This window comes from Flagellimonas algicida, assembly GCF_049629585.1.
Classification (GTDB): domain Bacteria; phylum Bacteroidota; class Bacteroidia; order Flavobacteriales; family Flavobacteriaceae; genus Flagellimonas.
In genome coordinates, this window is sequence record NZ_JBMYIX010000001.1 from 1,850,786 (window position 1) to 1,864,249 (window position 13,464).

The window sequence follows — 13,464 nt, forward strand, 5'->3', positions numbered from 1 at the left end:
CATCTTTCATCCCTTCAAGGAATTCATGTATTTTTGCAGTCATTCCAATTTAATGATCCATGGATTTTTTCTCTTCCAATTTTAAACTCGGTATTTTAGGGGGTGGGCAATTAGGCAAAATGATGCTCTACGAAACCCGAAAATGGGACATTCATACCAAGGTCATGGATGCTTCACCCGAAGCGCCCTGCAAAATTGCCTGCAATGAATTTGTGGAAGGCAGCCTTATGGATTTTGACGCCGTTTACAATTTTGGAAAGGATGTGGATGTCCTTACCATTGAAATTGAAAATGTGAATGTGGACGCCCTAGAGAAATTGGAACATGAGGGTAAAAAAGTCTATCCTCCGACCAAAGCCTTGCGGACTATACAGAACAAGGCAACCCAGAAACTGTTCTATACGGACCACAATATTCCAACTGCCCCGTTCATGCGTTTTGCCTATACATCCGAGATAGAGGACAGTATTTCCAACGGAGGCCTCCAACTTCCTTTTGTTTGGAAGAGTGCCCAATTTGGATATGACGGCCAAGGTGTGAAAGTCGTTCGGAAAATAGAAGATTTAAACGGTCTTCCCAATGTGGAGTGCATTGCCGAAAAAATGGTGGATTTTAAAAATGAATTGGCCGTTATCGTAGCACGGAACACCAAAGGTGAAGTAAAAACATACCCTGTGGTGGAAATGGAGTTTCACCCAGAGGCCAACCAAGTTGAATATGTTATCTGTCCGGCCAGAATTGACGCTTCCGTAGCACAAAAAGCTACTGAAGTGGCTCTCAAAGTGGCTGAACATCTGCAACCCGTAGGATTATTGGCCGTGGAATTGTTTCAAACGCAGGATGACCAAATTCTGGTCAACGAAGTGGCTCCAAGACCACACAACAGCGGACATTATAGCATTGAGGCCAGTTTTACCAACCAATTTGAACAGCACATCCGGGCCATTTTGGGCCTGCCTTTGGGAAAGACGGATAGCAAAGTGGCTGGAATCATGGTAAATTTGGTCGGAGCCGAAGGCCATACCGGGGATGTGGTCTATGAACATATGGATACCATTTTGGAGATGGATGGGGTAACACCCCATATCTACGGTAAAAAACAGACCCGTCCGTTCCGCAAAATGGGACATGTGACCATTGTGGACGAAGATATGGCCAGAGCCCGTGAAGTGGCCCAAAAAGTAAAAGAAACCATCAACGTTGTAAGCAAATAAGAATATGAGCAAAGTAGCCGTAATCATGGGAAGTACCAGCGACCTGCCTGTTATGCAGGACGCCATCGATATTTTAAAAGAGTTCAATATTGAAGTGGATGTGGACATTGTCTCCGCACATCGAACTCCAGAAAAACTTTTTGATTTTGGCAAAAACGCCCATACAAATGGATACTCGGTCATTATAGCCGGGGCCGGTGGTGCTGCACACCTTCCCGGAATGGTAGCCTCCTTGTCTCCCTTACCTGTTATTGGAGTCCCTGTAAAAAGCAGCAATTCCATAGATGGTTGGGATTCCGTATTGTCTATCCTGCAAATGCCCGGTGGGGTTCCCGTAGCTACCGTAGCCTTGAACGGCGCCAAAAATGCTGGGATTTTGGCTGCCCAAATTATTGGGAGTTCAGACCAAAAAGTTTTATCCAAAATGGTGGACTACAAACAAGGCCTCAAAGAAAAAGTAATCAAAGGAGCGGATGAAGTTCGCAACAAAAAATAAACCTACGCAGAAATGCCCAATAATAACCCTCTCTTGGAGCCCTTTAATCAAGCTCCATTTTCAAAGATCAAGAACGAACATTTTAAGCCTGCCTTCTTGGAGGCTATTGAAAGTGCCAAAAAAGAGATTGACGCCATAGTGGAAAACCCCGAAGCGCCCAACTTTGAGAACACGCTGGAGGCCTTGGATTTTTCAGGACAACAATTGGACCGTATTTCTAGCGTCTTTTTCAACCTCAACTCTGCCGAGACCGATGAGGAAATCCAAAAAATTGCGCAGGAAGTCTCTCCTTTACTATCAGAGTTCAGCAATGACATTACCCTGAACCAACCGCTTTTTGAACGCATCAAAACGGTTTACGGACAAAGAGAAAACCTCTCCCTCACTCCTGAGCAGAAGACTTTGTTGGAAAAGCGCTATAAAAGCTTTAGCAGAAACGGGGCAAACCTAAACGAAGCGGATAAAAAAAGACTTAGGGAAATTGATGCCGAACTGTCCAAACTAAAACTGAAATTCGGTGAAAATGTACTTGCCGAAACCAACAAATACGAAATGTTATTGTCCAATGAAGAAGATTTAAAAGGTCTTCCCGAGGGCGCCAAAGAAGCGGCCGCCCAATTGGCGCAATCCAAAAACAAGGAAGGCTGGCTGATCACCTTGGACTACCCCAGCTATATCCCTTTTATGAAATATGCTGAAAATAGGGTGTTGCGCAAAGAATTGTCCTTGGCCTTTGGCAGTAAGGGATTCCATAATGATGCATTGGACAATCAAGAAAATGTACTGCAAATTGTCGCCCTTCGCCATGAACGCGCCAACCTATTGGGTTACGCTACCCATGCCCATTTTGTCCTGGAAGAACGCATGGCCGAAACCCCTGAAAAAGTGCTTGAGTTTTTGAACGAACTTTTGGAGAAGGCCAAGCCTGCCGCCGAGAGGGAATTTGCGGAGTTGGAGGCCTATGCAAAAGAATTGGATGGTATTGATCATTTGGAAAAATGGGACAGTGCCTACTACTCTGAAAAATTAAAGCAGAAACTGTTCAATTTGGACGATGAAAAATTGAAACCTTATTTTAAACTGGAGAATGTCATCAACGGAGTTTTCCAAGTCGCTGAAAAATTGTTCGGCCTTACCTTCAAGGAGGTTTTTAATGTGGACAAATACCATGATGAGGTAAAAACTTATGAAGTCTATGGGGACTCGGGCAACTTTGTTTCCCTTTTTTATGCCGATTTCCATCCCCGTCCCGGGAAACGTGGTGGGGCTTGGATGACCTCGTACAAACCACAGTATACCCGTAACGGCAAAAATAGTCGGCCCCATGTCTCCAACGTATGCAATTTCACGAAGCCAACTGCTTCAAAACCTTCGTTGCTTACCTTCAATGAGGTAACCACTTTGTTCCATGAGTTTGGGCACGCCCTTCATGGGATGTTGGCCAACACGGTCTATCCAGGTCTTTCCGGAACTTCGGTGTATTGGGATTTTGTGGAACTGCCCAGTCAGGTAATGGAAAACTGGTGCTATGAAAAAGAAGCCTTGGAACTTTTTGCCTTTCACTATGAAACGGGGGAACTCATTCCCATGGAATTGGTTGAAAAGATAAAGGAATCCGCCACTTTTCAAGAGGGCATGGCCACCATCCGACAATTGAGTTTTGGCTTTTTGGATATGGTCTGGCACGGTTCGGACCCATCCAATATAAAAGATGTAAAAGATTACGAAACCAGAGCCTTTGAAAGCACTGCTTTGTTCCCGGACAACCCCGAAACCTGCATGAGCACTTCTTTCTCCCATATTTTTCAAGGTGGATATTCCTCCGGGTATTACAGCTACAAATGGGCCGAGGTTTTGGATGCGGATGCTTTCGCTTATTTCAAGGAAAAAGGGATTTTCAACAAGGAAATTGCGGACAGGTTCAAGGAACATGTACTTTCCAAAGGAGGCACGGAAAATCCCATGGAACTGTACAAACGTTTTAGGGGCTCCGAGCCTAAAATCGATGCTTTATTGGAACGGGCCGGACTACTGGAAACAAAAGACTAGCAACATTCAATAAACGACTTGTTGCTTCCACTGGACCAGGAAATGATTCCAATGGTGGCAATGACCACAAACGCTCCCAGTGCCGAGGCCACAATGGTTTTTCCTACGGAATATTTTCGCATCCGGCTTTCGGTGATCATGGATTTCTGAATGGTCATTTCCGTTTTGTCCTGCACCACCACCAAGGTCGAATCGGTCACCGCTTTGATAAGCACTTTCTCCATCTCGCGGTCCCCCATCCTGATTTCATATCGCTTCCCGACCACATAGTCGAAATCAGCGGTATTGAGTTGCTGATAGGTATAACAACTGTTGAACAACATCAAAATGGACAATACACATGCAATTTTGACCATAACCGAAGCGTCTAATAAATGGTTACTTGCTGATTTTCATAAATTTACAAATAAAACCCACACCTGCGGTCCACTACTTTGTCCAAGGACCAAAAATGGAACCCGTGTTAATCTTGGATTAAAGGAATAGCGTAATTGTCTCCAATACCTTTCCTTTGAATGTTTTACAACAAATTGGGTATAAGATCATTCGGTAAAATCATTACTTTTGACACTTCTAACAACTATGGCCGAACATCAACTTCATCCGGACAATTGGGTAGACCAGTACGCAGATTATCTGTTCAATTATGCAGTGGCGCGTGTCAGCGATGCCGAAATTGCCAAGGATTTGGTACAGGAGACATTTTTTGCCGGACTCAATTCCGCCAAAAATTACAAAGGTGATGCAGCGGAGCGAACATGGTTGATCGCTATCTTAAAGCGCAAAGTCATTGACCACTACCGAAAAATTAATTCCAAAAAAGGAAAAGCTGAAGTTAGGGTGAACTATGCGGCCAGTTCCGATTCGGAAGGAGATTGGATCGAGGAACAGGTAGCGGACCCTTTTAGCCAGGATGGCGACAATGCACTTGAGAACGAAGAACTGGGGTCGGCCATACAGGAATGTATCTCCAAATTGCCCCGTAAGCAGGCCATGGTCTTTCAAATGAAAACGATTCAAGGCATGAGCACTGAGGATATCTGTAATGAATTGGGGATTAATCCGTCCAACCTATGGGTAATGATCCACAGGGCAAGAACGGCACTTATGGGTTGTTTAAATGATAATTGGTTTTAGTTATGAAGATTTCATGTGAAGAGGCATCACATATCTGCACCAAATCACAGTACAAGGAAGCCAGCTTTTGGGAAATCCTAAAGCTTCGCTTGCATATACTGTATTGCAAGACTTGTGCACATTACTCCAAGCGTAACGGCACCCTTACGTCTTTGTGCGATAAGGCGGGACTGAACGTCCTTTCCAAAGAGGACAAGGAATGCATGAAAAAAGACTTGGAAAAAAGACTTTAAAAAAGTCCATTCAACACCCAAAAAAGCAATAGCCACAAAATGGGAAGTCCTTCTACCCAAAACGAAGCAAAATAGCGTTCTTGCATCTTCTTGTGTGACCTTAGCACAACAACCAATACAACACCCAAAATTAATCGCATTACTATTTCATAGGGATGGATTTCATCCTTGAAAAAAGTCAGTACAAAGAAAAGGACCACCAATACCATTCCCAACTGTTGCGTACTTTTTACGCCCAAAACCTGAGGCAGGGTCCTGAGGTTTTCATCATCCCATTCAAGATCTCGTATTTCAAAGGGCAATATGAGGACCACCACCAAAATAAAACGTTGCAGGAACCATATCCACACATCCCACCCTACAGGAACTTTGGCATCCAAAACAGGTAAGAGCACCGTAAAACCAACCCAGACCAAGGCCACAATATAAATTTTAAATCCTCCCAAATTTCTCAGGTTTTTGGCCTCTGGCAGCAAGGGCACCGCGTACAATGTGGATATAAGACCTAAAATCGCAATGGCCATCCACATGTCACGATCCAATTGAAACAAGAAATAAACAGCAAGTCCAAAGCACAGAAAACTGAAAACCTGTATGTATTTATGGTACACATTGGACACAATCAGGTATTTATAGGCCTCTACCCCATACTTGATAAAATTATAGCATACTATCACCCCAAAAAAGGTGAAGCCCATCAAGGAAAAATCCCAAGGAGCTTCCAAAAGATCAAACGTGACCCCCATAAGTGAAACCACGGCAAGGGCCACATGCACACTGGCATCCAGATAGAAATCAAAGATGAATTTTAGGCTTCTCATTATACAAAATAGGAACACCCCCCACCCAAGGTTAACCAGTGGTTAACAACTTTGGTTTGGAGACTACCAAAATTGCTTATTTTCATTGAATTAATCCCTAATTTTGTGCACTTTATTGGATTGAACATGAACACAGAAACATTTGCCGCCAGACACATTGGCATTGCTGAAAAAGACCTCTCCAAAATGTTTGGGACCATTGGGGTCGACAATATGGAGCAATTGATTTATGAAACCATTCCCGATGATATTAGACTTAAGGAGCCCTTAAATCTTCCAAAAGGGATAAGTGAACATGAATTTTTGGCCCATATCCAAAAGTTATCGGAAAAAAACCAGATTTTCAAAAGTTATATTGGATTGGGGTATCACGAATCCCTGACCCCATCCGTAATCAAAAGAAACATCTTGGAGAATCCAGGATGGTATACGGCATACACCCCCTATCAAGCGGAGATAGCCCAAGGAAGGCTGGAAGCTCTCCTGAACTTCCAGACCATGGTAAGCGACCTCACCGGGATGGAATTGGCCAATGCTTCCCTTTTGGATGAAAGTACCGCAGCCGCAGAAGCCATGACCATGCTGTTTGAACTTCGGTCAAGGGAACAGAAAAAAAATGAAGTCGTAAAATTCTTTGTTTCGGAAGAAATTCTTCCCCAAACCTTGAGCTTGCTCCAGACTCGGGCCATTCCGTTGGGCATAGAATTGGTGGTCGGGAATCACGAAACCTTTGGTTTCTCTGATGATTTTTATGGGGCCATCCTCCAATACCCCGGGAAATTTGGTCAAGTGAACGACTATACCGGCTTTGTCCAAAAAGCCAAGGCCAATGAAATTAAAGTGGCCGTTGCTGCCGATATCCTTAGCTTGGTACTTCTTACCCCTCCAGGTGAATGGGGTGTTGATGTGGTCGTTGGCACCACCCAACGCTTTGGTATTCCACTGGGATACGGTGGACCCCATGCCGCATTTTTTGCCACCAAGGAAGCATACAAAAGAAATATACCCGGCAGAATCATAGGAGTCACCAAGGACACGGATGGGAACCGAGCCCTACGTATGGCCCTCCAAACCAGGGAACAGCATATTAAAAGGGACAAGGCTACATCCAATATCTGTACAGCCCAGGTACTCTTGGCCGTAATGGCAGGAATGTATGCCGTTTACCATGGCCCCAACGGATTAAGATATATTGCGAACAAAGTACATGGCCAAGCCGCACAATTGGCCAAAACATTGGAGTCCTTTGGTTTTGAACAATTGAATTCCTGCTACTTTGACACCATTAGGGTAAAAGTGAAAAATAGCATCGCGCTGCGGGAAATCACCGAAGGACATGGCATTAATCTTAATTATATTGATGCCGATACGGTTTCCATATCCCTCAACGAAGCCGTTTCCGAGGAAGACCTTAAGACCATTGTGCTCTGCTTTGCGGAGGCCCACGATATAAAAACACACGACGCAGTTCCCCTTGCTTCAGAAGGGACCATTCCAAATGCATTACAGCGCAAAACCCCCTTCTTGGAACATGAGGTGTTCAACGCCTACCATTCCGAAACGGAGTTGATGCGCTATGTCAAAAAATTGGAGCGCAAGGATTTGGCGCTGAACCACTCCATGATTTCCTTGGGAAGCTGTACCATGAAGCTGAATGCCGCTTCTGAAATGCTACCCTTGAGTTGGGCGCACTGGGGAAACATCCACCCGTTTGTACCCCTAAACCAGGCTCAAGGATATCAAGAAATGCTCAAGGCTTTGGAATCCCAATTGAACACGATCACCGGCTTTGCCGCTACCTCCCTACAACCCAATTCAGGAGCTCAGGGAGAATATGCCGGGCTTATGGTAATCAGGGCCTATCACGAATCGCGTGGTGAAGGGCATCGGAACATATGCCTTATCCCCGCTTCGGCGCACGGAACCAACCCTGCTTCGGCGGTCATGGCAGGCATGAAGGTGGTAGTGACCAAGACCGATGAAAAAGGAAACATTGATGTGGCCGATTTGGAAGAAAAGGTACAATTGCATTCCGAAAACTTGGCTGCTTTGATGGTCACTTACCCATCTACTCACGGGGTCTTTGAATCTTCCATAAAACAAATTACAAGATTGATCCACGAAAATGGTGGACAAGTGTATATGGATGGTGCCAATATGAATGCACAGGTTGGACTCACCAACCCGGCTACCATTGGCGCCGATGTTTGCCACTTAAATCTTCACAAAACCTTTGCCATTCCACATGGAGGTGGTGGACCCGGAGTAGGTCCTATTTGTGTGGCGGAACAGTTAAAACCGTTTTTACCAACCAACCCTGTGATCGAAACAGGGGGAGATACACCTATATCTGCAATTTCTGCCGCTCCTTGGGGAAGTGCCTTGGTGTGCTTGATTTCATATGGATATATCAAAATGTTGGGAACAGGTGGCCTTACCAATGCCACCATAGCAGCCATCCTCAACGCCAACTACATCAAAGATCGCCTCAAAGGCAAGTTTGATGTGCTCTATACCGGGGAACGTGGTAGGGCCGCACACGAAATGATCATCGACTGCAGACCTTTTAAAGCCAATGGCATTGAAGTTACCGATATTGCCAAAAGGTTGATCGATTATGGATTCCATGCCCCTACCGTTTCATTCCCTGTGGCCGGAACACTTATGATCGAGCCAACCGAGAGTGAAAGCTTGGCCGAACTAGATCGTTTCTGCGATGCCTTGCTATCCATCAGAAATGAGATTGATGAAGCCAGCGCGGATAATCCCAACAATGTTTTGAAGAATGCCCCACATACCTTGGGCATGATCACCCATGACGTTTGGGAGTTTCCGTATAGCAGACAACAAGCAGCATTCCCATTGCCCTATGTGGCCGAAAACAAGTTTTGGCCCAGCATCCGAAGAACGGATGAAGCTTTTGGGGATCGTAATTTAATGTGCACCTGTGCGCCCATTGAGGCCTACGCAGAAGCATAGTTGAACCGCTGTACGCATTGATAAAAAGCCCTGTTTCAATTTGAGAATCAGGGTTTTTCATTTTACCCCATTTTTAAAACCGCATCTTGGACATCATATTCCTTGTTATGCATGCATAGTAAAAACAGATAGGTAGTAGTACCTTATACAGATTAAAACCTCAACATGAAAATAGGCATCACTGGTACCGGAAGCCATATCCCTTCCTTGGTCACCAAGAACGAAGACTTTTTGGAACATGAGTTTTTGGAAGCGGACGGTTCTTCCTTTGGTCAGGACAACGCTGTGACCATAGAAAAATTCAAGGCCATTACCGGTATCCAGGAACGGCGTTACGCAGACCCTCAACTAAAGACTTCAGATATAGGGTTCATTGCTGCCGAAAAGGCTCTTGTGGATGCCAAAGTGGACAAGGAAAGTCTGGACTACATCATCTTTGCGCACAATTTTGGGGACATGACCTATGGAAAAATCCAAGGCGACACCTTACCCAGCTTGGCCACCCGTGTAAAGCATTTGTTACAGATCAAAAATCCGAAATGCGTGGCCTACGACCTCATCTTTGGCTGTCCTGGCTGGATAGAGGGTACCATACAGGCCCACGCCTTCATCAAAAGTGGAATGGCCAAAAAGTGTTTGGTCATTGGAGGAGAAACCCTTTCCCGCGTTGTAGATCAGCATGATAGGGACAGTATGATTTTTTCCGACGGTGCCGGTGCCACCATCATTGAAGCCAACCCAAATTCCGGAGAAATACTTTCCCATGTATCGGCTACTTATGCCAATGAGGAGGCCTATTATCTCTATTTTGATAAGACCAACTCGGCCCAAGGCTGTACGGATACCCGGTACATTAAAATGCAAGGGCGAAAAATCTATGAGTTTGCCTGCACCCACGTTCCCAAGGCCATGAAAGATTGTCTGGACCAAAGCGGTATTGGGATTGATGAGTTGAAAAAGATATTCATCCATCAGGCCAATGAAAAAATGGATGAAGCCATTGTAAAGCGTTTCTATAGGCTTTATGGTGAAGAGGTCCCTGAAAACATCATGCCCATGAGCATCCAAAAACTTGGAAACAGCTCTGTGGCCACAGTTCCCACACTTTATGATATGGTATTGAAAGGCGAACTGCCACAACATCGATTAAAAAAGGGAGATGTTGTTATCTTTGCAAGCGTTGGTGCTGGAATGAACATCAATGCCATTGCTTATAGATACTAAATGTACGAGAACAACTTTCCCAACAAACGCTACAAACATACCTTGGCGTTTTTACAAAAACACGTGAATACCTCGGAATCCATTTTAGATCTGGGCGTTGAAAATCCCTTTTCTGAAATCATGAAATCCCAAGGGTTTCAGGTGGAAAATACCCAAGGAGAGGATTTGGACGTGAATTTTGACGTGGTTTCCCAATCAAGTGCCCAAGTGGTCACAGCCTTTGAAATATTTGAACATTTGGTGGCCCCATTCAACGTACTCAAGGAGATCAAGGCCCAAAAATTGGTGGCCAGTATACCTATGCGGCTCTGGTTTGCATCGGCTTATAAGAGCAAGACAGATCCGTGGGACCGACATTACCACGAATTTGAGGATTGGCAATTTGATTGGTTGCTGGAAAAAGCGGGATGGACCATTAAAGATTCCGCCAAATGGACCAACCCCACCAAAAAAGTTGGGATACGCCCCCTTTTACGCCTTTTCACACCGAGGTACTATATTGTCTATGCCGAACGGTGATTCTCATCAATTTACAATAGACAATTATCAATGTTGAATTCGGTATTGTCATTTCGAGCGCAGTCGAGAAATATCTGTATGGAGTTTCAATATCCATTCCTAAGGAGATTCTTCAGTCACTACGTTCCTTCAGAATGACAGAAACCACAAAACTATATTGGGAATTATGGTTTGTTTTTTGGAATTTTAGCACATGCGAATCTGCATTATCATCCCTGCACACAACGAAGCAGCTTACCTCAAAGACTGTTTGGATTCTTTTGTGGCACAGACCCATGTTCCGGACGAGGTCATTGTTGTGGATGACAATTCATCGGACAACACCTATACCATTGCTTTGGACTATGCAAAAAAGCACCCTTGTATCAAAGTGGTGCAACGACAATCCGTAGACGAACACATCCCTGGAAAAAAGGTGGTGGATACGTTCAATTTTGGACTCCAGCATGCTACGAACTATAATTTAATTGGCAAGTTCGACGCAGACATCATCTTGCCCCCTACCTATTTTGAATCCGTTTTGAATGCATTCCAGTCCAACTGGAAATTGGGCATGTGCTCTGGGTTGCTCTACATTAAAAAAGGGAACGAATGGGTCTATGAGAACATTGCGGACAAATCCCATATCCGCGGCCCCATAAAACTGTACCACAAGGCTTGTTTTGATAAAATGGGTGGTCTCCGTCCCGGTGTGGGTTGGGACACTGTGGACACCCTTTTGGCCAAATACCATGGTTTTGACACCCAAACCCTGCCCCAACTGAAGGTAAAGCACCTCCGCCCAACAGGGCATGGGTACAGTATCAAAAATTATCAGGCTAAGGGCGAAGCCCTATACCGTATGCGTTACGGTCTCGTGCTCACCAAGATTGCTGCCCTAAAAATGGCTTGGCAAGCCAAAAGTCCCAAACTGTATCTTCAAACCATGTTGGGTTATCTAAAGGCATTCTTCCAACAGCAAAAGCGTTATGTTTCCAAAGAAGAAGGCACCTTTATTCGAGCGTATCGCTGGAACCTAATCAGAAAAAAACTACTTTAACACCTCCCCAATCGGCTTGCCGGTGGTCCCATTGGGGAACGCAATGCCCAAAAGGGATGAAATGGTAGGGGCAATATCCGGTATTTCGGTACGGTTTACGGTACTGCCCTGTTTAATGCCCTTTCCGTAGAGCAATAAAGGAGCATGGGTATCATAAATATGGGGCGATCCATGGGTAGAACCCGTTCTTCCGTAGGAAGCAAAACCAGGTCTGGGTACCATGAGCACATCTCCTGAGCGTTTCTGATTGTAGCCGTTCTGTAAAATGTAAGGAATACCGTGGGTATAATCGCCTTCCCACATCTGGTGGCCCGTATACACCCTAAAAATACCGTCGTACCCCAACACTTCTTGGGCAATGATTTCTTCCGCATCGTCCAAGTCTATATCCAGATTGTTCAACACCTTATGATCCAAAAACAATTGGTAGTTGGAGATGTTCTTTACCACATCCGTGGTTCCAAACCTATATTTTAAAAACTCCATGAGCTGTTCGCGCATACCTCCCATATCCAAATAACCTGCTGGAATCTTTTGATCTTCCAAATAGGCTGGCACATGTATGGCCGCATGGTCCGCAGTCAAGAAAACGGTGTATTCGCCTGCCCCCACCTTTTCATCCAAAGTAGCGAACAAACGGGCCAAATCCCTATCCAATCTTAGGTAGGTATCTTGAATTTCCTTGGAATTCACCCCAAAAAAATGTCCTACATAATCCGTACTGGAAAAACTGATGGCCAAGAAATCCGTAATGGCATCCGCACCCAGATTTTCACCTTCCAAGGCTGCCAACGCAAAATCTGCTGTAATGCTATTGCCATAGGGAGTTACCCTTAACAAACCGAACTTTCCATTGTCTTCCCAAAGTTTTGGAAGATCGTGGGGAAACGCGGTACTGGTTTCTCCATCAATCTTTCCTTCGTAGACGCTGTCATCTGTTCCGCTCTGCACATAGGCTTCAATGGGCTTCAAGGTTTCCCATGGTTTTTTGTACGATTCAACCACATCCGAAGTATTAAAATCGTTCACCCACTGTGGTAGGGCATCCATATAGTACGAACTTGTAATCCAGTTTCCCTGCTCCCCTCCTTCAAACCAATAGGCCGCATTGGCCATATGGCCTCCAGGAAGCACTGCTCCCCTATCTTTCAAGGCCACGGCAATCACCTTGCCCCTTTGTTGGGTATGCAATCGCAATTGGTCGGTTACCGTAGTGGTGAGCATTCTGTGGGGCGACATTTGACCGGCATCCGAGGTGGTACCCACCGATTGGTAGTTGTCATCACCCGCACAATAAACCTCTTCCCCTGTAACTTTATCGTACCAATTATTTCCAATGACACCATGAGTGGCTGGTGTTGTTCCCGTATAAACAGAAGCATGCCCCGGGCCTGTACTGGTGGGCGCATAATTAAAATGATGGTTTTTGCAATTAAACCCTTCGTTTACCAAGCGTTTAAAACCTCCTTCACCATATTGGTCCCAAAATCGGGTAAGATAGTCGTACCGCATTTGGTCCACCACAATCCCCACCACCAATTTTGGCGATTGGGCAATCGGGGCTGGCTGCATTACAGCAACCACTTTATCTTTGTTTTTCTTTTTTCGTTGACCGAAGGATACGCCACCAATGCATAGCATTAGCAGTACCAGTACTAGGTTGGTTTTTTTCATGGAATTTGTTTCAAACGGATACAAAACTATTCATTTATATTCTTTAAAATTTTAATTCAAGGTTAAAAGCGTTACAATA

At 44.9% G+C, this 13,464-nt stretch carries 12 protein-coding genes; 9 read left to right on the forward strand and 3 right to left on the reverse strand.

The features are described from left to right. Positions 1–59 precede the first annotated feature (59 nt). The 3 genes from ACPD8L_RS08425 to ACPD8L_RS08435 are packed head-to-tail and all read left to right on the forward strand — an operon-like array spanning position 60 to position 3,759. Complete coding sequence (locus tag ACPD8L_RS08425) at positions 60–1,214, forward strand: 5-(carboxyamino)imidazole ribonucleotide synthase (protein ID WP_116218622.1); 1,155 nt, start codon at positions 60–62, stop codon at positions 1,212–1,214. A gap of 4 nt (positions 1,215–1,218) precedes the next feature. After that, complete coding sequence (purE, locus tag ACPD8L_RS08430) at positions 1,219–1,710, forward strand: 5-(carboxyamino)imidazole ribonucleotide mutase (protein ID WP_116218623.1); 492 nt, start codon at positions 1,219–1,221, stop codon at positions 1,708–1,710. A gap of 12 nt (positions 1,711–1,722) precedes the next feature. Further along, positions 1,723–3,759: a M3 family metallopeptidase gene (locus tag ACPD8L_RS08435; protein ID WP_421810038.1), complete on the forward strand. Its 2,037-nt coding sequence runs from the start codon at positions 1,723–1,725 to the stop codon at positions 3,757–3,759. On the opposite strand, the gene ACPD8L_RS08440 is transcribed toward ACPD8L_RS08435, so the two are convergent. Then, positions 3,756–4,115 (reverse strand): hypothetical protein, encoded by a 360-nt coding sequence (locus tag ACPD8L_RS08440; protein ID WP_421810039.1) that lies wholly within the window; start codon positions 4,113–4,115, stop codon positions 3,756–3,758. The two genes, ACPD8L_RS08435 and ACPD8L_RS08440, sit on opposite strands and share 4 nt — an antisense overlap. Before the next feature lie 226 nt (positions 4,116–4,341). Between ACPD8L_RS08440 and ACPD8L_RS08445 the strand changes: the two genes are divergently transcribed. Next, positions 4,342–4,896 (forward strand): sigma-70 family RNA polymerase sigma factor, encoded by a 555-nt coding sequence (locus tag ACPD8L_RS08445; protein ID WP_116218626.1) that lies wholly within the window; start codon positions 4,342–4,344, stop codon positions 4,894–4,896. A gap of 2 nt (positions 4,897–4,898) precedes the next feature. Beyond that, positions 4,899–5,129, forward strand: a complete 231-nt coding sequence (locus ACPD8L_RS08450) for a hypothetical protein (protein ID WP_116218627.1) — start codon at positions 4,899–4,901, stop codon at positions 5,127–5,129. Here ACPD8L_RS08450 and ACPD8L_RS08455 read toward each other — a convergent pair. After that, positions 5,126–5,950, reverse strand: coding sequence for a UbiA prenyltransferase family protein (locus ACPD8L_RS08455; RefSeq protein ID WP_421810040.1), 825 nt, complete (start codon positions 5,948–5,950; stop codon positions 5,126–5,128). The genes ACPD8L_RS08450 and ACPD8L_RS08455 overlap by 4 nt on opposite strands. Before the next feature lie 126 nt (positions 5,951–6,076). Here ACPD8L_RS08455 and gcvP point away from each other — a divergent pair, with 126 nt between their 5' ends. The 4 genes from gcvP to ACPD8L_RS08475 all read left to right on the forward strand — a co-directional run bounded on the left by gcvP (position 6,077) and on the right by ACPD8L_RS08475 (position 11,711). Further along, positions 6,077–8,929, forward strand: a complete 2,853-nt coding sequence (gcvP, locus tag ACPD8L_RS08460; protein ID WP_421810041.1) for an aminomethyl-transferring glycine dehydrogenase — start codon at positions 6,077–6,079, stop codon at positions 8,927–8,929. Between the two features lie 165 nt (positions 8,930–9,094). After that, positions 9,095–10,153: a 3-oxoacyl-ACP synthase III family protein gene (locus ACPD8L_RS08465; protein ID WP_423942903.1), complete on the forward strand. Its 1,059-nt coding sequence runs from the start codon at positions 9,095–9,097 to the stop codon at positions 10,151–10,153. Beyond that, positions 10,154–10,672: a class I SAM-dependent methyltransferase gene (locus tag ACPD8L_RS08470; RefSeq protein ID WP_423942904.1), complete on the forward strand. Its 519-nt coding sequence runs from the start codon at positions 10,154–10,156 to the stop codon at positions 10,670–10,672. Between the two features lie 193 nt (positions 10,673–10,865). Then, positions 10,866–11,711: a glycosyltransferase family 2 protein gene (locus ACPD8L_RS08475; RefSeq protein WP_423942906.1), complete on the forward strand. Its 846-nt coding sequence runs from the start codon at positions 10,866–10,868 to the stop codon at positions 11,709–11,711. Here the strand turns inward: ACPD8L_RS08475 and pafA are convergent. Continuing rightward, positions 11,703–13,385: an alkaline phosphatase PafA gene (gene pafA, locus ACPD8L_RS08480; RefSeq protein ID WP_423942907.1), complete on the reverse strand. Its 1,683-nt coding sequence runs from the start codon at positions 13,383–13,385 to the stop codon at positions 11,703–11,705. The genes ACPD8L_RS08475 and pafA overlap by 9 nt on opposite strands. Positions 13,386–13,464: the final 79 nt, after the last annotated feature.

Excerpts from the sequence above, each read along its gene's own strand:
- ACPD8L_RS08425 (WP_116218622.1), top strand. The coding sequence starts at position 60 with ATGGATTTTTTCTCTTCCAATTTTAAACTCGGTATTTTAGGGGGTGGG.
- purE (WP_116218623.1), top strand. The coding sequence starts at position 1,219 with ATGAGCAAAGTAGCCGTAATCATGGGAAGTACCAGCGACCTGCCTGTT.
- ACPD8L_RS08435 (WP_421810038.1), top strand. The coding sequence starts at position 1,723 with ATGCCCAATAATAACCCTCTCTTGGAGCCCTTTAATCAAGCTCCATTT.
- ACPD8L_RS08440 (WP_421810039.1), bottom strand. The coding sequence starts at position 4,115 with ATGGTCAAAATTGCATGTGTATTGTCCATTTTGATGTTGTTCAACAGT.
- ACPD8L_RS08445 (WP_116218626.1), top strand. The coding sequence starts at position 4,342 with ATGGCCGAACATCAACTTCATCCGGACAATTGGGTAGACCAGTACGCA.
- ACPD8L_RS08450 (WP_116218627.1), top strand. The coding sequence starts at position 4,899 with ATGAAGATTTCATGTGAAGAGGCATCACATATCTGCACCAAATCACAG.
- ACPD8L_RS08455 (WP_421810040.1), bottom strand. The coding sequence starts at position 5,950 with ATGAGAAGCCTAAAATTCATCTTTGATTTCTATCTGGATGCCAGTGTG.
- gcvP (WP_421810041.1), top strand. The coding sequence starts at position 6,077 with ATGAACACAGAAACATTTGCCGCCAGACACATTGGCATTGCTGAAAAA.
- ACPD8L_RS08465 (WP_423942903.1), top strand. The coding sequence starts at position 9,095 with ATGAAAATAGGCATCACTGGTACCGGAAGCCATATCCCTTCCTTGGTC.
- ACPD8L_RS08470 (WP_423942904.1), top strand. The coding sequence starts at position 10,154 with ATGTACGAGAACAACTTTCCCAACAAACGCTACAAACATACCTTGGCG.
- ACPD8L_RS08475 (WP_423942906.1), top strand. The coding sequence starts at position 10,866 with ATGCGAATCTGCATTATCATCCCTGCACACAACGAAGCAGCTTACCTC.
- pafA (WP_423942907.1), bottom strand. The coding sequence starts at position 13,385 with ATGAAAAAAACCAACCTAGTACTGGTACTGCTAATGCTATGCATTGGT.